The organism is Streptococcus hyointestinalis, assembly GCF_041225505.1.
Taxonomy (GTDB): Bacteria; Bacillota; Bacilli; order Lactobacillales; family Streptococcaceae; genus Streptococcus; species Streptococcus hyointestinalis_B.
In genome coordinates this window covers 1-21,550 of record NZ_JBCLSK010000016.1, presented here as the reverse complement: position 1 = coordinate 21,550, position 21,550 = coordinate 1, and the positions used below count along the sequence as shown (strand labels likewise).

Sequence of the window (21,550 nt, the reverse complement as noted above, 5' to 3'; positions counted from 1 at the left end):
ATTATAGCACCTAAAAACTTATGATACAATAGATAGCACTAGAACAAATAACAGCAAAATGTCTCACTAGAAAGGAATAGGCATGAATTACGGAGAAAAGGAAAATCGGCGTGTCAAATCACAAATCGTTGAAGGATTGTTTGAGCTCATGGCAGACTATGATTATCATACGATTACCATCACCCAAATTATCCAAACAGCCAATAGTTACTATCGTAATTTTTATAACAAGGAAGACATTATTTCTTACTATCTCAGAAACCTTTTAGAGCAATTGCCAGAAAGAACACCCGTCCCCAATCAAGATGAAGAGTTAAAAAAACAGTTTATAGACTCTCTCAATCTTGCAAAACAAGAAAAAACGAAATTCCTTTGTCTTCATAAAAACGGACTAGGGCACCTTGTACAAGCTGTCATGCTAGAAGCTACCTCAAGTGTTCTGCCACCAATAACTGTTGATAATCCTGACATCTATAGACTTTACTTTATCAATGGTGCCATCTATCACCTATTTATGGCTTGGTTAGAGCGTGACCTCAAAGAATCCCCCGAAGAAGTCGCTGACATTGCTCTGAATTACCTCAAAAAAGGTGTTTTACTCTAAGATAAACTATTTGTTATTAAACTAATATCCAAAAAAGGTTGCTTTTGCAACCTTTTTACTGTCTCTTTTCAAAGACATGATAGGCATAAGCTGGCAAACGAAGTTCTTTGGTCAGTGTTTCACAAGAAACGTCTTGACCGAGGTCGAGTTCTTGCCAATCATTTTCTAAAATGCTATCTGGTAATGTCACAGAGGCTGGGTGGGCAGTCAGATTGGCCATCACGAGCAACTCCTCATCACCTAGGACACGCTGGTAAGCAAAAACAGCTGTATTTCCCTCATCAACAGGATAATAATGCCCCTCTGCTATCAGCTCGCTCTCATGTCGTAGTGCGATGAGTTTCTGGTAGAGGTAGAAAGTCGAGTTCTTATCAGACAGAGCTTTTTTAACATTACACTCAGCATAGTTGCTATTTAACATCATCCAAGGCTGAGCTTTGCTAAAGCCTGCTTGAGGGCTGTCATCCCACTGCATGGGGCTTCTGGCATGGTCTCGTGACCAAGCGCTGACCTTATCAAGCGCCTCCTGTGGCGTAAGTCCCTTCTCTATATAGCTATCATAGGTCTCAACATCACGCGCCGTCACGCTATCCATCTGACTAAGCTCCGTGAAATGAAGTCCAGACATAGCAATCTCCTGCCCTTGGTAGATAAACGGTGTCCCCCGCAGGAGAAAATAAGCTACCGCAAAGGCTTTGCTAGCTGCCACAGACCCATCGCCAAAGGACTGGACGATACGAGGAATGTCATGATTTTCCAGATAAAGCCCGCACCAACCATCAGGATCCATATCCTTTTGCCAGCGATTGAGAACAGCCATAAAGTCAGGGATACTACCATGATTGTCAGCGTCTCTGGCATTATGTTCCCACTCAAAAATCATGGTCATATAGCCGCCATCGCCTGTCCAGCTGCTAGCTTCGGGACTACGCACACCACTCGCCTCACCGACTGTCAGAGCACCATTTGCATCAAAGATTGCCTTAAGCTCTGTCATATAAGTCTTGATACCCTCGACATTCATAAAGGGTGCCCAAGGACCATCGCCCTCCCAGTCAGTCACTTGTCTGTCATAGGCTGCCTTTTGCAGATGACTAATGGCATCCAAGCGAAAACCATCAATGCCAAAGTCAAACCAAAACTGAATCATGTCGTAGATAGCCTGCCTGAGCTTGGGATTTTTCCAGTTGAGGTCTGGCTGACTCTTGTCAAAGATATGTAGATAATAGCTCTGCGTCGTCTCATCGTAAGTCCAAGCCGACTCGCCCTTAAAGGACTTCCAGTTATTGGGCGGACAGTCCTTGTTGCCCTCCACCCAGTGGTAAAAGTCACGGTAGGGATTGCCCTTAGACGAGCGTGACGCACAAAACCAAGGGTGCTTGTCAGACGTGTGATTGACCACAAGGTCAAAGAGAACCTTGAGCCCAAACGCATGCGCCTCATCCACTAGCTCACGCACATCGTCAAGCGTCCCATACTCTGGATTGATGTCTTGATAGTCCGAGATGTCATAGCCGTTGTCTTTATTGGGAGATTTAAAGACAGGATTGAGCCAGATAAAGTCCACCCCTAGTTTTTTGAGATAAGGCAGTTTTGCAATCACTCCTTGAATGTCCCCGATACCATCCCCATTGGTATCTAGGAAACTGCGTGGGTAAATCTGATAACCCGTTGCGTATTTGTACCAGTCAGCTGTCATCTTTTCCTCCTTCTTAAAGCGCTTACACTATTTTCCTGCTAAAAAAGCCTAAACAGGCTTTTTATTAAAGTTCTGCAATTTGGTAAAGTTCCACTTCAGCTTGTGTTTCTGAGCCGAACATGCTAATCATCAATTTGACCTTATTGCCATCAATCTCAACAACACGTCCTTCTTGACCAGTGAAAGCTCCATCAACGATTTGCACCACATCACCCTCTTTGATGTTGGTGTCAAAGACATCAACGGTTTGACCCATTGAGATGAGGATAGAGCGGATTTCTTCTTCCAAGAGTGGTGTTGGTTTTGAACGGTTCCCGTGTGAGCCGACAAATCCTGTAACGTTTGGTGTGTTACGCACAACAAACCAAGCTTCATCGGTCATAACCATCTCAACCAAGACATAACCAGGGAAACGGTTTTCCTCAACTTCTTTGACCTTACCGTTTTTTTCCACATTGACCGTTTGCGTTGGGATTTCCACACGCAAGATGTTGTCCATCATGTTGTAGGTCTGCGCACGTTGGAGGAGGTTTTCTTTAACTTTATTTTCATATCCTGAGTAGGTTTGCAAAACAAACCAGCCCTTATCAAAACTATCTAGCATACTGTGTCCTTTCCTTAATAAAAAAGCCTATACGGCTCCACTTCTTTTCTTTTATTATAGTAAAAGTCCCTCGTCTTGTCAATGACAAAAAGAACTACAGCTGATAAACTGTAGTTCCTATCCATTATCTGAAAAACTCGAGTAACTTCATCAAGCCTAGCTGTAAAAGCTTATCAAAGATGTAGATGATAACTGCGAAAAAGGCAGTGTACTCTAAGATAGCAATGAAGTCTGTCCAACGTTGCTTTCGATTTGGCCAAGTCGTATCACGCAAGACTCTAAATGTCCCTGTAATAAACTTCACAATTCTCCTCCTAACTAGCGTGTTTCCTTATGTAAGGTGTACTGTTTACAATGTTTACAAAATTTATTAACCTCTAGTCGTGTGGGTTTTGGATTGCTGCTGACAGCAATAGAGTAATTGCGGCTGCCGCAATCAACACACGCTAGACTTGCTTTTTTCTGTACCATAGTGCCTCCGTATGTGCTATTTTATCATGAAATGCGAGAGCTTGCAAGTTATCTGAAGAAATCAACGACACTATCCCAGAGATTCTTGGCTTTCTCGCCGATATTGGCGTCTTCGACAGCCTTGGTGATAGACTCCGCAGCGTTGCTAGCCGATTCTTTGATACTGTCGATGATAGACTGAGACTGGCTGTTGTTGTCAGAGCTGGTATCGCTACTGCTATAGGTCGCAGCAATACCATTTTCAGCGTAAGCATTTTTCACATCAAACTTAGTCCCTTCGGTATAAGGCAGGATATAAGACGCCTGCGTGCTAAAGATAGTCGAGGCAGTGCCTGAGCTAGAGTCGGATAGGTAGTGGTTTTCATCGGTTTTGTTAAAGCCGAGCCACTGACTGATGACGACATCTGGCGTATAGCCGATAACCCACTGGTCATTAGCAAGGTCAGCGTTAAAGTCCGTCTCTGTTGTCCCTGTCTTACCTGCCAAGGTATAGCCGTAGACATTGGCATTGACTGCCGTTCCGTTTGAAAATGTCCCAAGCATCATGCTGGTCATTTTGTTGGCGACAGATTGGCTGATGACACGCTTGGCGTTATCTGTGAATTTCTTGACAACTTCTCCACTTGCCGTCTCGATACGTGTAATCAAGTGTGCCTTATGCATGACACCGCCATTAGCAAAGGCAGAGTAGGCTTGCGCCATCTCAAGCGGATTGGTCGTGACACCCCCACCAAGGGCAACGCCCAATTCTTTTTTGGTGTTGTCCATATTCAAGCCAAACTTTTCACCGTAGGTAAAGGCTTTATTGATACCCAGCTTATTGAGCGTGTAGACAGCTGGGATGTTGTAGGAGTTTCCCAACGCCTGATACATCGGCACATCCTCACTCTCGTAGTTGCCATAGTTGTGTGGCTGGTAACCGTTAAAGTTTGTCGACTGATTAGGCAATTCTGTCTCAATAGACCAACCAGCAGCCACAGCAGGCGCATAAACAACCAAAGGCTTGATGGTCGAGCCTGGGCTTCTAGCAGATTGTGTCGCGTAGTTGAAACTTCTAAAGGTGACGTTTTCGGTGCTGTTGACACGCCCAACCAAGCCACGCACACCACCCGTCTTAGGGTCAAGAGCGACACTCGCAGACTCAGCATAAGTATTGTCATAATAAGACACTGGAAAGAGGCTGGTGTCTGCATAGGTCGTCTGCATGCCTGTCTGATAGTTTTGGTCAAGCTCGGTATAGATTTTATAGCCGTTGTTGACGATGTCCTTTTCAGACAGTCCATAAGTACTGATAGCCTCGTTGATAACCGCATCAAAGTAAGATGGGTATTTGTAGTCATCTGACTTGCTGACGTAGGTATCGCTTAGACGATTTCCCATGCCAACTGCTGCCGCTTCTTTTGCCTGACTTTCGCTGATTTTACCAGCGTCCACCATGGCATAGAGGACTGTGTTTCTTCGATTGGTCGCATTTTTGATAGAGTAGTATGGATTGTAGACCTCGGGTCCTTTAAGCATACCAGCCAGCGTCGCTGCTTCATCCAGCGTCAGATTAGCTGCGCTTGTTCCAAAATACTTTTGACTAGCGTCCTCAACGCCCCACACCCCATTACCAAAGTAGGAGTTGTTGAGATACATGGTTAAGATTTCTTTCTTGCTGTACTTTTTAGTCAACTCCAGCGCTAAAAAGAACTCCCGAGCCTTACGCTTAATAGTCTGGTCTTGAGTCAGATAGGCATTTTTAGCCAGCTGCTGGGTGATGGTAGAGCCTCCACCAAACCTCCCCAAGGTCACAACTGCAAGCAGAAAACGTGAAAGATTTATCCCGTTATTTTGGTAAAAGGTGCGGTCCTCTGTTGTGATAACAGCATTTTCCAAATCATCAGAGATGGCATCTAGCTCCACATAAGTTCCCTTTTGCCCCGAAAGACTGCCTGCATACTCGCTATTTTTATCGTAGATTTGCGTGGTCGCCTTGAGCGCATTTTGCAAATCCGACACCTTAGCTGTCTTTGACAGGTAAAAGAGATAAGAGCCAGTCGTTAAAACTACGATGGACAAGGTAATTAGCAAAATCTTTCCGATATTGTAGCGCCGCCAAAAGCGCCGGATGGGATTTTCCGGAGAGGGCACAAACTTTGAGAGCGTCTTAACCCACTTGGGGCGATTTTTTTCACTCTCTTTGCGAGCACGGCTGCGCTGGTAGACAGACTGGCGCTCAATCGGAGCCTCCTCCACCTCAGGCTCAACGTCTTTTACCTCGTCAGCCTTTTTGTGAAACGATAATTGCTTGACCTTATCCAAGGTCTTCTTCAAAGATTCAAGTAATTTCATACAGTCATTGTACCAAAAAAAACTTAAAATCCAGCGGAAAAACCTCATTTCCAAAATGAACATGGTATAATAAGCCTATGACATTTCAAGTACATTTTCAAAACCCTTACCCAAAACTCTCTGTCAAAGAATTGCTTGAGGACAAGCTACTTATACCCAGAAAAATCCGCCACTTCCTGCGAACCAAAAAGCATGTGCTCATCAATAACCAGCCTATCAATTGGCAAAGCAGCGTTGAACACGGAGATGATGTCACCCTAATATTTGATGACGAAGATTATCCCGCTAAGACTATTTTATTTGGTGACAAACAGCTGGTCCAGCCTGTATATGAGGACGAGCACCTCATCATTGTCAATAAACCCGAAGGCATGAAAACCCATGCCAATCAGCCAAACGAGCTGGCACTTCTCAATCACGTCTCTGCTTATGTCGGACAGACCTGCTATGTCGTCCATAGACTTGACAAGGAAACCAGCGGACTTGTCCTCTTTGCCAAAAATCCTTTTATCCTCCCCATTCTCAATCGTATGCTAGAAAAAAAGGCGATTAAGCGCTATTATTGGGCGCTTGTGGATGGAAAAACACTGCCTAAAACCATCACCTACAAGGATAAAATCGGACGACACCGCCACGACCGTAGAAAACGCATTGTTGACAACAAACACGGACAAACTGCCATCACACACCTAAAACGCCTCAAAACCTACCCAAAAAGCCAGCTTGTAGAATGCCAACTAGACACAGGGCGCACTCACCAGATACGTGTACACCTCTCCTATCATGGACATCCTATTATCGGAGATCCCCTTTACCATCCTCACCCAAAAGGACGTCTCATGCTACACGCCTATAAGCTCACACTGACACATCCTCTGACAGGACAGCAACTTTCTTTTCAAGCAAAATCAGATAGTTTTGAGCAAAAACTAAACACCCAAGCGTAGTAAAAGCTGGGTGTTTTTCTATCCACATAAAAACAAGAAAAACTTGCTTACGATAAGTTTTTAAGGCTAAAGACCTATCGTAAACAAGCCTTGCTTGTTACTATCATTATGATGAGTGTTCCCGCTAAAGGAGTTCTCCTTTAGCGGTAGACCAGAGCTAGACTAAGATATCACACGTGACACCCATCATCATAACACTCAACAAAATTGATGATTTAAACTAATTCAATGATAGCCATTGGTGCTGCATCGCCACGACGTGGTTCTGTTTTAAGGATACGAGTGTATCCACCGTTGCGTTCAGCATAACGAGGTGCAATATCATCGAACAATTTTTGAAGAGCTGTAGTAGCAGTGTACTTATCAGTTGCTTCATCATAGTTTTCGCTTGCGATTTCGTTACGAACAAAAGCAGCAGCTTGACGACGAGCGTGCAAATCACCACGTTTACCAAGAGTAATCATCTTTTCAACTGTTTTACGGATTTCTTTAGCACGAGCTTCAGTTGTAACGATTGATTCATTGATAAGAAGATCAGTTGTCAAATCACGAAGCATTGCTTTACGTTGTGAGCTAGTACGTCCTAGTTTACGGTAAGCCATGAGTTCCTCCTCTTTTAATTTTTATTTATCGTTTTTGAGTCCGAGACCTAGTTCAGCCAATTTTACTTTGACTTCTTCAAGACTCTTACGTCCAAGGTTACGGACTTTCATCATCTCAGGTTCAGTCTTTTCTGTCAAATCAAGCACGGTATTGATACCAGCACGTTTGAGACAGTTGTAAGAACGAACTGACAAATCAAGCTCTTCGATTGTACGGTCAAGCACTTTTTCATCATTGACTTGCTCTGCTTCTTTCATGACTTCAGTTGTTTTAGCCACTTCTGTCAAGTCAGTAAAGAGATTCAAGTGTTCGATAAGGATACGTGCTGAAAGACCGAGAGCATCTTCAGGAATGATTGTGCCATTTGTCATGATTTCAACAGTTAATTTATCAAAGCCGTCATTGCTTCCGACACGAGCCGGTTCAACTTGATAATTAACTTTTTTGACTGGAGTGTAGATAGAATCGACAGCCAAAGTTCCCACTGGTGCATCGTCTTTTTTATTACCTTCAGCTGGCACATAACCACGGTTTTTAGCCACAGTCATTATCGCTTTAAGAGAATGTCCCTCAGCAATTGTAAAAAGATAATGATCAGGGTTAACAATTTCAATATCACTATCTGTCAAAATGTCACCTGCAGTTACTTCTGCTGGACCTTCGACATCAAGTTCAATCATCTTTTCGTCTTCGACGTAAGACTTTACAGCAAGTCCTTTTACATTAAGGATAATTTGCATGACATCTTCACGGACACCTGGGATAGTATCAAACTCGTGTAAAACACCATCAATTTTGATAGATGTTACTGCCGCACCTGGAAGTGAGGACAAGAGAACACGACGAAGAGAATTTCCCAAAGTTGTTCCGTAACCACGTTCAAGTGGTTCGATAACAAATTTGCCGTAATCTTTATTTTCATCAATTTTTGTTATCAATGGTTTTTCAAACTCAATCATTTGGTTGCTCCCTCTTAAACGAAAAGTTGTGTACGACTATTGTTACGATTATACACGACGACGTTTTGGAGGACGAGCACCATTGTGTGGTACAGGTGTTACATCACGGATTGATGTTACTTCAAGACCAGCTGCTGCAAGAGCACGAATAGCAGATTCACGACCTGAACCAGGACCTTTTACAGTAACTTCAACTGTTTTAACACCATGTTCTTGTGCTGATTTAGCGGCAGCTTCAGCAGCCATTTGAGCAGCAAATGGTGTAGATTTACGTGATCCTTTAAAACCAAGTGCACCAGCTGATGACCATGCAAGAGCGTTACCATGCACATCTGTAATCATAACAATTGTGTTATTGAATGTAGCGTGAATATGTGCAACACCAGATTCGATGTTCTTTTTCACACGACGTTTACGTGTTGGTTTAGCCAATTTTTTTACCTCCTATTTTATTTTTTCTTACCTGCAATCGCAACAGCTTTACCTTTACGAGTGCGAGCATTGTTTTTAGTGTTTTGTCCACGGACAGGAAGTCCACGACGGTGACGAATTCCACGGTATGAACCGATTTCCATCAAACGTTTGATGTTCAAGTTCACTTCACGACGAAGGTCACCTTCAACTTTGATGGCATCCACTTCACGACGGATTGCGTCTTCTTGGTCAGATGTCAAATCTTTCACACGGATGTCTTCAGATACACCAGCTGCTGCCAAGATTTTTTTAGATGTTGCAAGTCCGATACCATAAACATAAGTTAATGAAATTACTACACGTTTGTCATTTGGAATATCAACTCCAGCAATACGAGCCATTTTTTCTCCTTTCTATTTTATCCTTGACGTTGTTTGTGTTTTGGATTTGATGGACAAATTACCATAACACGACCGTTACGACGAATAACTTTGCAGTATTCGCAAATTGGTTTAACCGATGGTCTTACCTTCATTTTTTAATCCCTCCAAGTATTTCGATTATTTAAAGCGGTATGTGATACGACCACGAGTAAGATCATAAGGACTCATCTCAACTGTAACTCGGTCACCTACTAAAATACGAATATAGTTTTTACGGATTTTTCCTGATACGGTTGCTAAAATCTGATGTCCATTTTCCAACTCGACAGTAAACATAGCATTAGGCATCGTTTCAACAACTTTGCCTTCAATTTCAATCACATCTTCTTTTGCCACGCAAAAGTACCCCCTAAAATTTCGATTAGATAGCCTCTGAAAACAGAGGTAACAATTATAAGTCAGACTAGTCTATTATATCACGACTTGTCTAACTTATCAAGTATTATAGATAAAATTATTTCATCGCTGCGATAGCTTTTTCAATATCTGCAAAAACAGCATCGATTTCTTGATTACCTTGAATATCTGAGACGATGCCAGCTTTGCGATAGTGTTCAATAATCGGTGCTCCTTGAGCAATATTGACATCCAAGCGACGTTTTACAGTCTCAGGTTTGTCATCCTCACGTTGGTAATAATCGTCTTCATTGTAATCCCCTGCTGGTGGATTAAAGACTTTGTGGAAAGTTTCACCTGTTTTCTTGTGAATAATACGTCCACTCAAACGCTCAACCAAGCTGTCTGGGTTCACTTCGATATTGATAACACCATCCAGTTTAAGACCTAGTGCTTTAAGTGTTTCATCAAGCGCATAAGCTTGCTCAATAGTACGTGGGTAACCATCCAGCAAGAAGCCTTTTTCAGCGATGTCAGACTCAGCAAGACGCTCTTTGACAATACCATTTGTCACTTCATCTGGAACAAGCTCGCCCTTGTCAATATAGCTTTTTGCAAGCACACCCATTTCAGTCTTGTTTGCCATTGCTGCACGGAACATATCCCCTGTCGAAATATGCGCCACACCAAATTCCTCAACAATTTTTGCTGCCTGAGTCCCTTTACCAGCACCTGGTAGCCCCATGATTAAAAGATTCATGACCTTCTCCTTATTTTGTTTTTAAATAAATCCAACACTCTAAGGCAGTGCTAAATTTATTTAAAAACAAAATAGAAAGGGTTAGTTGCCTAACCTCTCTATTTCATTTTGCTAACACCCTTTGCGAAATGCTAGTTAACATCAGTATTCATAAAGCCAACATACTTTCTCTTAAGAAGATAACCTTCCAATTGTTTCATACTTTCAATACCAGTAGAAATCAAGATAAGAAGACTTGTTCCTCCAAGAGCGATACCAGATGATAGCTCAAAGATTTGCTGTGCTGCAATTGGGGTCAAAGAAATGAAAGCGAGAAAGACTGCCCCAACTGTTGCCAACTTTTTAAGAAGTGATGACATATACTGCTCTGTTTCACGTCCTGGACGAACACTTGGAATATAGGAACCATTTTTCTGTAAGTTTTCCGCTGTCTTTTCAGGATTGACTTGGACAAACGTGTAGAAGAATGAGAACAGAACAATCAGCACGGCATAGATAAGCATACCTGTTGGTGATTGGAAATTAAGGATTTCTTGAAGTTTTACCAACCAAGGAATATCACGACCATTTTCAAAGAATGGAATGATGGTACTTGGAATTGTTGTAATCGAGCTGGCAAAGATAACGGGAATAACGCCGGCTGGATTAACTTTCAGTGGCAAGTAAGAACTTGTCGGAGCACCTTGTGCCAATTTGGTATATTGGATTGGAATTTTGTATTCTGCCTGTTGGACAAATGTCGTAAAGAAGATAATCGCCAACACTGCAAGAACCAATAAACCTACGATGATGTAAGACTGTGTCAACTGACTACTTCGTACATTGACAAAGAAGTCTTCGTAGATAGATGTGAGTGAATCAGGTATTGATGAGATGATCCCTGCAAAGATGATCATGGAAACACCATTCCCAAAACCTTTATCAGTAATTTGATCTCCCAGCCATGTCACAATGACACTACCTGCTGTCATTATCGCACCAATCAAAAGAAAAGTGCTTGGACTTGGTGATTTGACAATCCCAACTGAGGACAAACGATCAAAACTATAGGTAATTCCGATGGATTGGATAAATGCAAATACCACCGAAATATAGCGTGTCGCTTGGTTTAGCTTTCTTCGACCAACTTCACCTTGCTTGCCCCATTCGACAAACTTAGGATAGATATCCATTTGCAAGAGTTGAACGATAATGGATGCGGTAATGTAAGGGCTAACCCCCATTGAGAAAACTGAGAAGTTTTTCAAAGCATTACCACTGACCAGATTAAGCATATTTAGAAATGGTAAATCTCGCAGTTGGTCTAAGTTTCTAGCATTGATACTAGGAACCGTAATTGTCGTTCCAAGTCTAAAAACAAAGATGATAAAGATTGTAAACAAAATCTTCTTGCGAACATTTTTAACCTTAAATGCATCTTTAAGCAGTTTAAAGAACATAATGAGTTACCTCTCATTAAATGACTTCGATTGAACCACCCTTAGCAGTAATCGCTGCTTCCGCAGATTTTGAGAATTTAGCTGCTTTAACTGTTAATTTTTTAGTTAATTCACCATTCCCAAGAACTTTAACACCTGATTTGAAGTTACGAACGATACCTGCTTCTTTAAGAAGAGCTGGTGTTACTTCAGTACCATCTTCAAAGACGTTAAGTTGATCAAGATTTACAAGCGCGTATTCTTTAGCGTTTACATTAGTAAATCCACGTTTTGGCAAACGACGGAAAAGAGGAGTTTGTCCACCTTCAAATCCTGGGCGTACGCCACCACCGCTACGTGCTTTTTGACCTTTTTGTCCGCGACCAGATGTTTTACCGTTACCTGATGATGTTCCGCGACCAACACGATTACGAACTTTGCGTGAACCTTGAGCAGGTTTCAATTCATGAAGTTTCATTATTTTTCTCCTTATTATACATGCTAACGCCTTATGGATGGTTAAAGGATTAAGCCATCCATACGACTCGCTTTTTATATTGTCTTAAATCGCACCAACTTCATTAGTGCGATTAGACATCTTTAATTATGCTTCTTCAACAGTTACCAAGTGTGATACTGCATTAACCATACCACGGATAGCTGGAGTATCTTCTTTAACAACTGAAGAGTTCAATTTACCAAGTCCAAGGGCAACAACTGTTTTACGTTGTTCTGGTTTGCGTCCGATTGGAGACTTAGTCAAAGTAATTTTAATTTGAGCCATGATAATCTCCTTTCTTAAGCCAAGTCAGAAACTGAGATGCCACGAAGAGCAGCAACTTCTTCAGCACGTTTCAATTGTTTCAATCCTTCAACAGTTGCACGAACAATGTTGATTGGAGTGTTTGAACCTAATGATTTTGAAGTAATGTCTGCAACACCTGCCAATTCGATGACGGCACGAACCGCACCACCAGCAGCTACCCCAGAACCTTCAGCAGCTGGTTTCAACAATACACGAGCGCCACCAAATTCAGAGCGTACTTCGTGAGGAATTGTTGTCCCAACCATTGGCACTTCAATCATATTTTTCTTAGCAGCGTCAACTGCTTTACGAATAGCTTCAGGTACTTCTTGAGCTTTACCAGTACCGAAACCAACACGACCATTACGATCACCAACAACTACAAGCGCTGCAAAACGAAGACGACGTCCACCTTTAACAACTTTTGTAACACGGTTAATCGCAACAACGCGTTCTTCAATTTCTACTGCATTGTCTTTAAATGCCATTATCTAGTGTCCTCCCTATTAGAATTTCAATCCGTTTTCACGAGCTGAGTCAGCCAAAGCTTTTACACGTCCGTGATAGAGATATCCACCGCGGTCAAACACCACTTCAGAAATACCTTTAGCTACTGCACGTTCAGCAACAAGTTTACCGACTACAACGGCTTGTTCAGTTTTAGTTCCTTTTGAAACTTCCTTGTCAAGAGTTGATGCACTTGCGAGCGTTACACCCGCTACGTCATCAATTACTTGAGCGTAGATGCCTGTATTAGAACGGAATACGTTCAAACGTGGGCGATCAGCAGTTCCAGAGAGTTTACCGCGAACGCGTTTGTGGCGTTTTTGGCGGATTTTATTTTTATCTGGTTTCGAAATCACAATTTTCACCTCTTAATTTATTGATACTATCACAAGGACAGCTTATAAGTAAACCTGCCATTGGCTAGAAAAACTAGCCAATCAACAAGATTATTTACCAGTTTTACCTTCTTTGCGGCGTACGTATTCACCAACGTAGCGGATACCTTTACCTTTGTAAGGTTCTGGAGCACGAAGGCTACGGATGTAAGCTGCTGTTTGTCCAACAACTTCTTTGTTGATACCTAGTACATTGATTGTTGTAGGTGTTGGAACTTCAAAAGTGATGCCTTCTGGAGCAACAACTTCGTCTTGGTGAGATTTACCAACTGAAAGAACCAATTTGCTACCTTGAAGTTGAGCACGATATCCGACACCGCGCATTTCAAGTTCTTTTTTAAACCCTTCAGAAACACCAACAACCATGTTGTTCAAGTTTGCACGAGTTGTACCATGGATTGTTTTCATTTCTTTAGAGTCGTTTGGACGGTGAAGAGAAACTTCATTACCTTCAACTTTGATTTCAATGTTTTTGTTGAACTCACGAGTAAGTTCACCTTTAGGACCTTTTACAGTAACAACATTGTCATTGTTAGTGATTTCAACACCAGCAGGCAATGTGATTACTTTATTACCAATACGTGACATAGTTTTATTTTCTCCTGTTAGATTATCAAGCCGCTTGTGCGACGAGTTTTCACGGGGTTATTCAAATCATTTTCTACCAGTCGGTAGATGGGCTAAGCAGTGCGAAAAAGAAATTTTCGACTTGCTTGCCCTTTTTATGATTTTACCAAACGTAAGCGATAACTTCTCCACCAACGTTCTTTTGACGAGCTTCTTTATCTGTCAAAAGACCTTCTGAAGTAGATACGATCGCAATACCAAGTCCGTTAAGAACTTTTGGCATGTCTTCACGTTTCGTGTAAACACGAAGACCTGGTTTTGAAACACGTTTAAGGTTTGTGATAACACGTTCACCGTTTTGTCCGTATTTAAGGAAGACACGGATGATACCTTGTTTATTATCTTCGATCACTTCAACGTTTTTTACAAAACCTTCACGTTTAAGGATTTCTGCAATTCCTTTTTTGATGTTTGATGCAGGCACTTCAAGCACTTCGTGTTTTGCTTGGTTAGCGTTACGAATACGTGTTAAAAAGTCTGCAATTGGGTCAGTCATAACCATTTTTTATTTTCTCCTCTTACTAGTAGTTTGATAACTCACTTGCTAGTTAATGTATCAATGCTTCATCAGATGTCTCTAACGAAGTATTATTATTCAAATTGAGTTTGAGAACAAGCAAAAAGATAAACTCATCTTTGCTTTATCTGCCTCATCCTCACAGCTTATTTTACCAAGAAGCTTTGGTAACGCCTGGAATTTGACCTTTGTAAGCTAATTCACGGAAGCAAACACGGCAAAGTTTAAACTTGCGGTAAACTGAGTGTGGACGACCACAACGTTCGCAACGAGTATAAGCTTGCGTAGAGAACTTCGCAGGGCGTTTGTTCTTAGCAATCATTGATTTTTTAGCCAATCTATTTACCTCCTAGATTATTTTGCAAAAGGCATTCCAAGACCTTTAAGCAATTCACGTGATTCTTCGTCAGTATTTGCTGTTGTTACGATAACGATGTCAAGACCGCGTACTTTGTCAACATCATCAAAGTTAATTTCTGGGAAAATCAATTGCTCTTTCACACCAAGTGTGTAGTTACCACGTCCATCAAATGATTTTGTTGGAACACCGTGGAAGTCACGAACACGTGGAAGTGAAACAGTCACTAATTTATCCAAGAATTCGTACATGCGTTCACCACGAAGAGTGACTTTTGCACCGATCGCAACACCTTCACGAAGACGGAAGCCAGCGATTGATTTCTTAGCTTTAGTGATAAGTGGTTTTTGACCTGAAATAAGTGCCAATTCAGCAGCAGCTTTTTCAAGGTTTTTAGCATTGTTTACAGCGTCACCAACACCCATGTTAAGAACGATTTTCTCAACTTTTGGCACAGCCATTACAGATGAGTAGTTGAATTTTTCTGTCAATGCAGGAACAACTTCATTAGTGTATTTTTCTTTTAAGCGATTTGCCATTATGCTTCTCCTTTCCTTCGTGATTAATCAAGCACTTCGCCTGATTTTTTGTTGTAACGAACTTTTTTGCCGTCAACAACTTTGTAACCAACACGACCTGCTACACCATTTTTGTCAAGCACTTGTACGTTTGACACATGGATTGGTGCTTCTTTTTCCACTATAGCACCTTGAGGGTTTTCGCTATTTGGTTTTTGGTGTTTTTTGACGATAGCTACACCTTCAACAACAACTTTATTTACTTTTGGAAGAGCCTTAAGAACAACTGCTTCAACGCCTTTGTCCTTACCAGCAATTACGCGAACCTTGTCGCCTTTTTTTACAAACATTGGTATTTCTCCTCTATATTTCTTACGCCCTAATGGGCACCCTAGGAAAACCTAGGGGACTACGTTTGTTTTTGATTAAAGTACTTCTGGTGCCAATGAAACGATACGCATGTAGCCACCTTCACGCAATTCACGTGCTACAGGGCCAAAGATACGTGTTCCACGAGGTGTTTTGTCATCACGGATGATAACAGCAGCGTTGTCGTCAAATTTGATGTATGAACCGTCTGGACGGCGTGCACCTGATTTTGTACGAACAACAACGGCTTTAACAACATCACCTTTTTTAACAGCTCCACCAGGGATAGCTTGCTTAACAGAAGCAACGATAACGTCACCGATGTTAGCGAATTTACGTCCTGAACCACCAAGAACTTTGATAGTCAAGATTTCGCGAGCACCGCTATTATCAGCAACTTTTAAGCGAGTTTCTTGTTGAATCATTAGAATTTTCTCCTTTTAGTTTATTAGATAATAACAGCTTCTTCGACAACTTCTACAAGACGGAAACGTTTTGTAGCTGAAAGTGGACGAGTTTCCATGATACGAACGATATCGCCTTCTTTAGCGATGTTGTTTTCATCATGTGCTTTGTATTTTTTAGAATAGTTGATACGTTTACCATAGACTGGGTGGTTACGTTTTGTTTCAACTATAACTGTGATAGTTTTGTCCATTTTATCAGACACAACACGTCCAACAAGGGTTTTACGTTGATTACGTTCCATTATTAGAATTCTCCTTTCCCAATCTATTATTTAGTTTCAGATTGCACGGTTTTAACACGAGCAATTTGTTTTTTCACTTCGTCAAGGCGAGCAGTTTGTTCTAATTGTCCTGCTGCAGCTTGGAAACGAAGTTCAAACAATTCTTTTTTGAGTTCGTTTTCTTTTTGAGCAAGCTCTTCTTGAGACAAGCCACGAAGCTCTTTAACAAAATCTTTAATTTCTTGAAGTTTCATGTCTTCTCCTTATTCTGCTTCACGTTTTACGAATTTAGTCTTAACTGGCAATTTGTGGCTTGCAAGACGAAGCGCTTCGCGAGCAACTTCTTCTGATACACCAGCGATTTCAAACATCACTTTACCACGTTTAACTGGTGCTACCCAACCTTCAGGTGCCCCTTTACCAGAACCCATACGTACACCGATAGCTTTAGCAGTGTATGATTTGTGTGGGAAGATTTTAATCCAAACTTTACCACCACGTTTCATGTAACGCGTCATAGCGATACGGGCAGCTTCGATTTGGCGGTTTGTAATCCAGTGGCTAGTTGTTGCTTGAAGACCGTATTCTCCAAATGTTACTTCTTTACCACCTTTAGCTTCACCGCGCATTTTTCCGCGGAATTCGCGACGGTGTTTAACACGTTTAGGTACTAACATCTGTTATTTGCCTCCTTTAGTGTTTTTACGAGCTGGAAGCACTTCTCCACGGTAGATCCAAACTTTAACACCAAGTTTACCGTAAGTTGTGTCAGCTTCTTCCCAAGCGTAATCAATATCTGCACGAAGTGTGTGAAGCGGAACAGTTCCTTCTGAGTAACCTTCGCTACGGGCAATATCAGCACCGTTCAAACGACCAGAAACTTGAGTTTTGATTCCTTTTGCTCCAGCACGCATTGTACGTTGGATAGCTTGTTTTTGTGCACGACGGAAAGCAACACGTTGTTCCAATTGACGAGCAATGTTTTCACCAACAAGATGAGCATCAAGATCAGGTTGTTTGATTTCGATGATGTTGATGTGAACTTGTTTACCAGTCAATTTGTTAAGTTTTGCACGAAGTGCATCAACGTTACTTCCACCTTTACCGATAACCATACCTGGTTTAGCAGTGTGGAGAGAAACGATAACTTTGTTAACAGCACGTTCGATTTCGATAGTTGAAACAGAAGCGTCTGCCAATTCTTTATTGATGAAGTTGCGGATTGCTAAATCTTCATGAAGGTAATCCGCGTATTCTTTTTCAGCATACCATTTTGCATCCCAATCACGGATGATGCCGACACGCATTCCAATTGGATGTACTTTTTGACCCACGATTTTACCTCCTTATTTTTCTGCGACAACTACTGTCACATGAGTTGTGCGTTTGTTAATTGGTGAAGCTGAACCTTTCGCACGTGGACGGAAACGTTTCATTGTTGGTCCTTCGTTTGCAAATGTTTCAGATACTACCAAATTAGCTTTTTCCAAACCAAAGTTGTTTTCTGCGTTAGCGATAGCAGAGTTAAGAGTTTGCTCAACAACGCGTGCAGCTTTGTTTGGAGTGAATTTCAAGATTGCGATTGCGTCCGCAACGTTTTTACCACGGATAAGATCAAGTACAAGACGTGTTTTACGAGGTGAAACACGGACTGTACGAGCCATTGCTTTAGCTGAAGTAATTTCTGCCATTGTGTCCTCCTCCTATTAACGACGTGTTTTCTTATCGTCTGCAGCGTGACCTTTGTAAGTACGAGTTGGTGCAAATTCACCAAGTTTGTGACCTACCATGTCTTCTTGGATGTAAACAGGAACGTGTTTACGTCCATCATAAACTGCGATTGTATATCCGATGAAACTTGGGAAGATCGTAGAACGACGTGACCAAGTTTTGATGACTTTTTTCTTTTCGTCATTAGCTTGAGCTTCAACTTTTTTCATCAAATGCTCATCGACGAAAGGTCCTTTTTTAAGACTGCGTCCCATTTTAGTGTGTTCTCCTTTAAAATTGTTACCACAACGGCTTGCGCCCATAGGGCGCTACCGAGCTGGCGGAATGAAATGTTATCTTAAGCGACTTTTAGCTTATTTTTCGTTACGACGACGAACGATAAGTTTGTCTGATTTCGCTTTTTTGTTACGTGTTTTAAGACCAAGTGCTGGTTTGCCCCATGGTGTAGATGGTGCTTTACGACCAACTGGTGCTTTACCTTCACCACCACCGTGTGGGTGATCGTTAGGGTTCATTACAGAACCACGAACTGTTGGGCGGATACCTTTCCAACGGCTACGTCCTGCTTTACCGATGTTAACAAGTGATTGTTGTTCGTTACCAACTGTACCGATAGTAGCACGGCAAGTTCCAAGAATCATACGAACTTCACCTGATTGAAGACGAACAAGAACGTATTTACCTTCTTGACCAAGTACTTGTGCAGAAGCACCAGCCGCACGGATAAGCTCAGCACCTTTACCAGGTTGCAATTCGATATTGTGGATAACAGTACCGACTGGAATGTTTGCAAGTGGAAGTGCGTTACCAACTTTGATGTCGGCGTCTGGACCTGAAACGATACGTTGACCGACTTCAAGACCTTTAGGTGCGATGATGTAAGTTTTCACACCGTCAGTGTAGTGTACAAGAGCGATGTTAGCTGTACGGTTTGGATCGTACTCGATTGTTTTAACAACTGCTTCAACGCCGTCTTTGTTACGTTTGAAGTCAATCAAACGGTAGTGGCGTTTGTGTCCACCACCATGGTGGCGAACAGTGATACGACCGTTGTTGTTACGTCCTGCTGTTTTCTTTAATGAAACAAGCAATGATTTCTCAGGAGTAGATGTTGTGATTTCAGCAAAGTCCAAAGAAGTCATATTACGACGGCCATTTGTCGTTGGTTTATAAACTTTAATACCCACGTGATTTCCTCCTTTGATTATTCAGCTTCAGCAGCAAAGATTTCGATTGCTGGTGAATCAGCTGTCAATGTGATGATAGCTTTTTTCACTTTACTTGTGTAACCTACGTAACGTCCAACACGTTTTTGTTTAGGTTTCACTGTGATTGTGTTGACATTAGCAACTTTGACACCTTCAAACGCAGCTTCAACAGCTTGTTTGATCAAAAGTTTGTGTGCACGAGTGTCAACTTCAAATACGTATTTCCCTGCTTCAAGCTTCGCCATTGAATCTTCAGTGATAACAGGTTTTTTGATTACGTCGTACAAATTCATTATGCAAGAACCTCCTCGATTGTAGAGATTGCTTCTTTTGTTACAAGAAGTTTGTCTGCGTTTACGATATCAAGAACACTTGCTGTTGCTGCAGTTGCAACTTTAACGTTTGGAAGGTTACGTGCTGACAATTCAGCAAATTTGTTTCCTTCTTCAAGAATAACAAGCACTTTTGAATCAATGTTCAATGCTGAAAGAACAGAAGCAAATTCAGCTGTTTTTGGCGCTGCAAATGAAAGTCCTTCTACAGCAACCAATTTTTCTTCAGCAACTTTTGCTGAGTAAACAGATTTCAATGCTAAGCGACGCACTTTTTGTGGAAGTTTGTAAGCATATGAACGTGGAGTTGGTCCAAAGACAACACCACCACCACGCCATTGAGGTGCACGGATAGAACCTTGACGAGCACGTCCAGTTCCTTTTTGGCGCCATGGTTTACGACCACCACCTGATACTGCAGAACGGTTTTTAACCGCATGAGTACCTTGGCGAAGGCTAGCGCGTTGGCTGATAACGACATCAAATACTACTGATTCGTTTGGTTCGATACCGAAGACAGCGTCGTTAAGTTCAACTGTGCTAACTTCTTTCCCAGTTTGGTCAAATAGTTTTACATTTGCCATTTTAACTATTTTCTCCTTCCTTCTTATTTAGCAGCTTTAACTGCAGATTTGATGGTGATAAGAGATTTCTTAGCACCTGGTACGTTACCTTTGATAAGGATAACGTTCTTTTCTGGAACAACTTGTACGACTTCAAGATTTTGGATAGTCACACGGTTGCCACCCATACGTCCTGCCAAGTGTTTGTTTTTAAACACACGGTTTGGCGCAACAGGTCCCATAGAACCTGGACGACGGTGGTAACGAGAACCGTGAGCCATAGGACCACGTGATTGACCGTGGCGTTTGATAACACCTTGGAAACCTTTACCTTTAGTTGTTCCTGTGACGTCAACAACATCTCCAGCTTCAAATTGTTCAACAGTAAGTTCGCCACCTACTTCTACGCCTTCGATGTTTTTGAATTCACGAATGAAGCGCTTAGGAGCAGTGTTGGCTTTAGCAACATGGCCTTTGGCAGGTTTGTTACTCAATACTTCACGTTTGTCATCAAAACCAACTTGAACAGCTTCGTAACCGTCTGTTTCAACAGTTTTCACTTGAAGAACAACGTTTGGAGTTGCTTCAATGACAGTAACAGGGATGAATTCACCAGATTCAGTGAAGATTTGAGTCATTCCCACTTTTTTCCCTAAGATTCCTTTTGTCATGAGAAAATAATTCCTTTACTTTATTTTTTTGTTTAAAAAGTTTTTAACGAGCGTTTTTTGTGCTCTGAAATCAATTAAAGTTTGATTTCAACGTTGACACCACTTGGCAAATCAAGTTTCATCAATGCATCAACTGTTTTTTGAGTTGGGTTGATGATGTCGATAAGACGTTTGTGTGTACGCATTTCAAATTGTTCGCGAGAATCTTTGTATTTGTGAGTCGCACGAATAATTGTGTAGAGGCTACGTTCAGTTGGAAGTGGAACTGGTCCAGCAACTGTAGCGCCTGTGCGTGTTGCAGTTTCAACGATTTTTTCTGCCGCTGTGTCAAGTGTACGATGTTCGTACGCTTTCAAACGGATACGGATTTTTTTGTTTGCCATCTTTTCTCCTCTCGTCTATTTACGATAATAGGCTAGCTCCTCAAGAAAACCAACACGTGCCGCGTGGCAATGCAGCCGAGCGTGTCGCAACCTCTTGTATCATAGCTAAAGCTGCTCATTTTTACAGCACCATAAAATAATACCAAATTTCCCTAGGGAATGCAAGGCTTTTTGCCTTTTTTTCTCAAAAAAATAAAGAAAGAGCTTTCGCTAAAAGTTCTAAAATGAAGTTAGCCACTTAAAAGTATGAAAAAACACCTCAGAGAGATATAATTGTAATCACCAC

General features: G+C 41.7%; 35 protein-coding genes and 1 pseudogene. 2 read left to right on the top strand and 34 right to left on the bottom strand.

Annotated features, from left to right (window positions below):
* The first annotated feature begins 82 nt into the window (after window positions 1-82).
* On the top strand, window positions 83-604 hold the full coding sequence (locus tag AALA56_RS05430) for a TetR-like C-terminal domain-containing protein (RefSeq protein ID WP_369909103.1): 522 nt from the start codon (window positions 83-85) through the stop codon (window positions 602-604).
* A 55-nt stretch (window positions 605-659) separates the two neighbouring features.
* Here AALA56_RS05430 and AALA56_RS05425 read toward each other — a convergent pair whose 3' ends face one another.
* From AALA56_RS05425 to pbp2a, 5 genes and pseudogenes are all read right to left on the bottom strand, one after another.
* On the bottom strand, window positions 660-2,303 hold the full coding sequence (locus tag AALA56_RS05425) for a glycoside hydrolase family 13 protein (protein ID WP_369909102.1): 1,644 nt from the start codon (window positions 2,301-2,303) through the stop codon (window positions 660-662).
* 64 nt (window positions 2,304-2,367) lie between these two features.
* A complete protein-coding gene (nusG, locus tag AALA56_RS05420; protein ID WP_115271154.1) occupies window positions 2,368-2,907 on the bottom strand; it encodes a transcription termination/antitermination protein NusG in 540 nt (179 codons plus the stop codon).
* 124 nt (window positions 2,908-3,031) lie between these two features.
* A complete protein-coding gene (gene secE / locus AALA56_RS05415) occupies window positions 3,032-3,211 on the bottom strand; it encodes a preprotein translocase subunit SecE (RefSeq protein ID WP_115271156.1) in 180 nt (59 codons plus the stop codon).
* 14 nt (window positions 3,212-3,225) lie between these two features.
* Complete coding sequence (rpmG, locus tag AALA56_RS05410) at window positions 3,226-3,378, bottom strand: 50S ribosomal protein L33 (RefSeq protein WP_115271158.1); 153 nt, start codon at window positions 3,376-3,378, stop codon at window positions 3,226-3,228.
* 48 nt (window positions 3,379-3,426) lie between these two features.
* A pseudogene (gene pbp2a, locus AALA56_RS05405) lies at window positions 3,427-5,580 on the bottom strand (penicillin-binding protein PBP2A); the annotation flags it as partial.
* A gap of 209 nt (window positions 5,581-5,789) precedes the next feature.
* Between pbp2a and AALA56_RS05400 the strand changes: the two are divergent.
* The gene (locus tag AALA56_RS05400) at window positions 5,790-6,659 is read left to right on the top strand and encodes an RluA family pseudouridine synthase (protein ID WP_369909101.1); all 870 of its coding nucleotides are present in this window, start codon (window positions 5,790-5,792) and stop codon (window positions 6,657-6,659) included.
* 215 nt (window positions 6,660-6,874) lie between these two features.
* On the opposite strand, the gene rplQ is transcribed toward AALA56_RS05400, so the two are convergent.
* From rplQ to rpsJ, 29 genes are all read right to left on the bottom strand, one after another.
* A complete protein-coding gene (gene rplQ / locus AALA56_RS05395) occupies window positions 6,875-7,261 on the bottom strand; it encodes a 50S ribosomal protein L17 (protein ID WP_164683882.1) in 387 nt (128 codons plus the stop codon).
* Between the two features lie 21 nt (window positions 7,262-7,282).
* Window positions 7,283-8,221: a DNA-directed RNA polymerase subunit alpha gene (locus tag AALA56_RS05390; protein ID WP_369909100.1), complete on the bottom strand. Its 939-nt coding sequence runs from the start codon at window positions 8,219-8,221 to the stop codon at window positions 7,283-7,285.
* A gap of 48 nt (window positions 8,222-8,269) precedes the next feature.
* Window positions 8,270-8,653 (bottom strand): 30S ribosomal protein S11, encoded by a 384-nt coding sequence (rpsK, locus tag AALA56_RS05385; protein WP_115271219.1) that lies wholly within the window; start codon window positions 8,651-8,653, stop codon window positions 8,270-8,272.
* Window positions 8,654-8,670: 17 nt separating this feature from the next.
* A complete protein-coding gene (gene rpsM, locus AALA56_RS05380) occupies window positions 8,671-9,036 on the bottom strand; it encodes a 30S ribosomal protein S13 (RefSeq protein WP_115271221.1) in 366 nt (121 codons plus the stop codon).
* Window positions 9,037-9,053: 17 nt separating this feature from the next.
* Entirely contained in the window at window positions 9,054-9,170 is a 117-nt protein-coding gene (rpmJ, locus tag AALA56_RS05375) for a 50S ribosomal protein L36 (RefSeq protein ID WP_002959355.1), read from the bottom strand.
* Between the two features lie 25 nt (window positions 9,171-9,195).
* Complete coding sequence (gene infA / locus AALA56_RS05370) at window positions 9,196-9,414, bottom strand: translation initiation factor IF-1 (RefSeq protein WP_001040189.1); 219 nt, start codon at window positions 9,412-9,414, stop codon at window positions 9,196-9,198.
* 118 nt (window positions 9,415-9,532) lie between these two features.
* A complete protein-coding gene (locus AALA56_RS05365) occupies window positions 9,533-10,174 on the bottom strand; it encodes an adenylate kinase (RefSeq protein ID WP_369909099.1) in 642 nt (213 codons plus the stop codon).
* A gap of 131 nt (window positions 10,175-10,305) precedes the next feature.
* Window positions 10,306-11,613, bottom strand: coding sequence for a preprotein translocase subunit SecY (gene secY / locus AALA56_RS05360; RefSeq protein WP_369909098.1), 1,308 nt, complete (start codon window positions 11,611-11,613; stop codon window positions 10,306-10,308).
* A gap of 16 nt (window positions 11,614-11,629) precedes the next feature.
* Window positions 11,630-12,070 carry a 50S ribosomal protein L15 gene (gene rplO / locus AALA56_RS05355; RefSeq protein ID WP_115271227.1) on the bottom strand — a complete coding sequence of 147 codons (441 nt, stop codon included), beginning with the start codon at window positions 12,068-12,070 and terminating at the stop codon, window positions 11,630-11,632.
* Window positions 12,071-12,196: 126 nt separating this feature from the next.
* Window positions 12,197-12,376, bottom strand: coding sequence for a 50S ribosomal protein L30 (rpmD, locus tag AALA56_RS05350; protein WP_115271229.1), 180 nt, complete (start codon window positions 12,374-12,376; stop codon window positions 12,197-12,199).
* 14 nt (window positions 12,377-12,390) lie between these two features.
* Window positions 12,391-12,885 carry a 30S ribosomal protein S5 gene (rpsE, locus tag AALA56_RS05345; protein WP_115271230.1) on the bottom strand — a complete coding sequence of 165 codons (495 nt, stop codon included), beginning with the start codon at window positions 12,883-12,885 and terminating at the stop codon, window positions 12,391-12,393.
* A gap of 18 nt (window positions 12,886-12,903) precedes the next feature.
* Window positions 12,904-13,260 (bottom strand): 50S ribosomal protein L18, encoded by a 357-nt coding sequence (rplR, locus tag AALA56_RS05340; RefSeq protein WP_115271232.1) that lies wholly within the window; start codon window positions 13,258-13,260, stop codon window positions 12,904-12,906.
* Between the two features lie 90 nt (window positions 13,261-13,350).
* Window positions 13,351-13,887 carry a 50S ribosomal protein L6 gene (gene rplF / locus AALA56_RS05335; RefSeq protein WP_115271234.1) on the bottom strand — a complete coding sequence of 179 codons (537 nt, stop codon included), beginning with the start codon at window positions 13,885-13,887 and terminating at the stop codon, window positions 13,351-13,353.
* 142 nt (window positions 13,888-14,029) lie between these two features.
* Window positions 14,030-14,428, bottom strand: a complete 399-nt coding sequence (rpsH, locus tag AALA56_RS05330; protein WP_115271236.1) for a 30S ribosomal protein S8 — start codon at window positions 14,426-14,428, stop codon at window positions 14,030-14,032.
* A 166-nt stretch (window positions 14,429-14,594) separates the two neighbouring features.
* Window positions 14,595-14,780 (bottom strand): type Z 30S ribosomal protein S14, encoded by a 186-nt coding sequence (locus tag AALA56_RS05325; RefSeq protein ID WP_001085699.1) that lies wholly within the window; start codon window positions 14,778-14,780, stop codon window positions 14,595-14,597.
* A 17-nt stretch (window positions 14,781-14,797) separates the two neighbouring features.
* Window positions 14,798-15,340 carry a 50S ribosomal protein L5 gene (gene rplE / locus AALA56_RS05320; RefSeq protein ID WP_164683886.1) on the bottom strand — a complete coding sequence of 181 codons (543 nt, stop codon included), beginning with the start codon at window positions 15,338-15,340 and terminating at the stop codon, window positions 14,798-14,800.
* Between the two features lie 23 nt (window positions 15,341-15,363).
* Window positions 15,364-15,669, bottom strand: coding sequence for a 50S ribosomal protein L24 (rplX, locus tag AALA56_RS05315; RefSeq protein ID WP_164683887.1), 306 nt, complete (start codon window positions 15,667-15,669; stop codon window positions 15,364-15,366).
* Between the two features lie 75 nt (window positions 15,670-15,744).
* Complete coding sequence (gene rplN, locus AALA56_RS05310; RefSeq protein WP_115271243.1) at window positions 15,745-16,113, bottom strand: 50S ribosomal protein L14; 369 nt, start codon at window positions 16,111-16,113, stop codon at window positions 15,745-15,747.
* 23 nt (window positions 16,114-16,136) lie between these two features.
* Entirely contained in the window at window positions 16,137-16,397 is a 261-nt protein-coding gene (gene rpsQ, locus AALA56_RS05305; RefSeq protein WP_115271245.1) for a 30S ribosomal protein S17, read from the bottom strand.
* A 26-nt stretch (window positions 16,398-16,423) separates the two neighbouring features.
* A complete protein-coding gene (rpmC, locus tag AALA56_RS05300; RefSeq protein WP_115271247.1) occupies window positions 16,424-16,630 on the bottom strand; it encodes a 50S ribosomal protein L29 in 207 nt (68 codons plus the stop codon).
* A 9-nt stretch (window positions 16,631-16,639) separates the two neighbouring features.
* Window positions 16,640-17,053 carry a 50S ribosomal protein L16 gene (rplP, locus tag AALA56_RS05295; protein ID WP_115271249.1) on the bottom strand — a complete coding sequence of 138 codons (414 nt, stop codon included), beginning with the start codon at window positions 17,051-17,053 and terminating at the stop codon, window positions 16,640-16,642.
* 3 nt (window positions 17,054-17,056) lie between these two features.
* Window positions 17,057-17,710 carry a 30S ribosomal protein S3 gene (rpsC, locus tag AALA56_RS05290; protein WP_115271251.1) on the bottom strand — a complete coding sequence of 218 codons (654 nt, stop codon included), beginning with the start codon at window positions 17,708-17,710 and terminating at the stop codon, window positions 17,057-17,059.
* A gap of 12 nt (window positions 17,711-17,722) precedes the next feature.
* A complete protein-coding gene (gene rplV / locus AALA56_RS05285; RefSeq protein ID WP_115271252.1) occupies window positions 17,723-18,067 on the bottom strand; it encodes a 50S ribosomal protein L22 in 345 nt (114 codons plus the stop codon).
* A 15-nt stretch (window positions 18,068-18,082) separates the two neighbouring features.
* The gene (gene rpsS / locus AALA56_RS05280) at window positions 18,083-18,361 is read right to left on the bottom strand and encodes a 30S ribosomal protein S19 (RefSeq protein WP_000533765.1); all 279 of its coding nucleotides are present in this window, start codon (window positions 18,359-18,361) and stop codon (window positions 18,083-18,085) included.
* A 99-nt stretch (window positions 18,362-18,460) separates the two neighbouring features.
* Window positions 18,461-19,294, bottom strand: coding sequence for a 50S ribosomal protein L2 (gene rplB / locus AALA56_RS05275; RefSeq protein WP_369909097.1), 834 nt, complete (start codon window positions 19,292-19,294; stop codon window positions 18,461-18,463).
* A gap of 17 nt (window positions 19,295-19,311) precedes the next feature.
* Window positions 19,312-19,608: a 50S ribosomal protein L23 gene (locus AALA56_RS05270; protein ID WP_115271256.1), complete on the bottom strand. Its 297-nt coding sequence runs from the start codon at window positions 19,606-19,608 to the stop codon at window positions 19,312-19,314.
* Window positions 19,608-20,231, bottom strand: a complete 624-nt coding sequence (gene rplD / locus AALA56_RS05265; protein WP_277650582.1) for a 50S ribosomal protein L4 — start codon at window positions 20,229-20,231, stop codon at window positions 19,608-19,610. The genes AALA56_RS05270 and rplD overlap by 1 nt, the downstream gene beginning before the upstream one ends.
* A 23-nt stretch (window positions 20,232-20,254) precedes the next feature.
* Window positions 20,255-20,881, bottom strand: a complete 627-nt coding sequence (gene rplC, locus AALA56_RS05260) for a 50S ribosomal protein L3 (RefSeq protein ID WP_115271260.1) — start codon at window positions 20,879-20,881, stop codon at window positions 20,255-20,257.
* Window positions 20,882-20,955: 74 nt separating this feature from the next.
* Window positions 20,956-21,264 (bottom strand): 30S ribosomal protein S10, encoded by a 309-nt coding sequence (gene rpsJ / locus AALA56_RS05255; protein WP_002885653.1) that lies wholly within the window; start codon window positions 21,262-21,264, stop codon window positions 20,956-20,958.
* Window positions 21,265-21,550 lie beyond the last annotated feature (286 nt).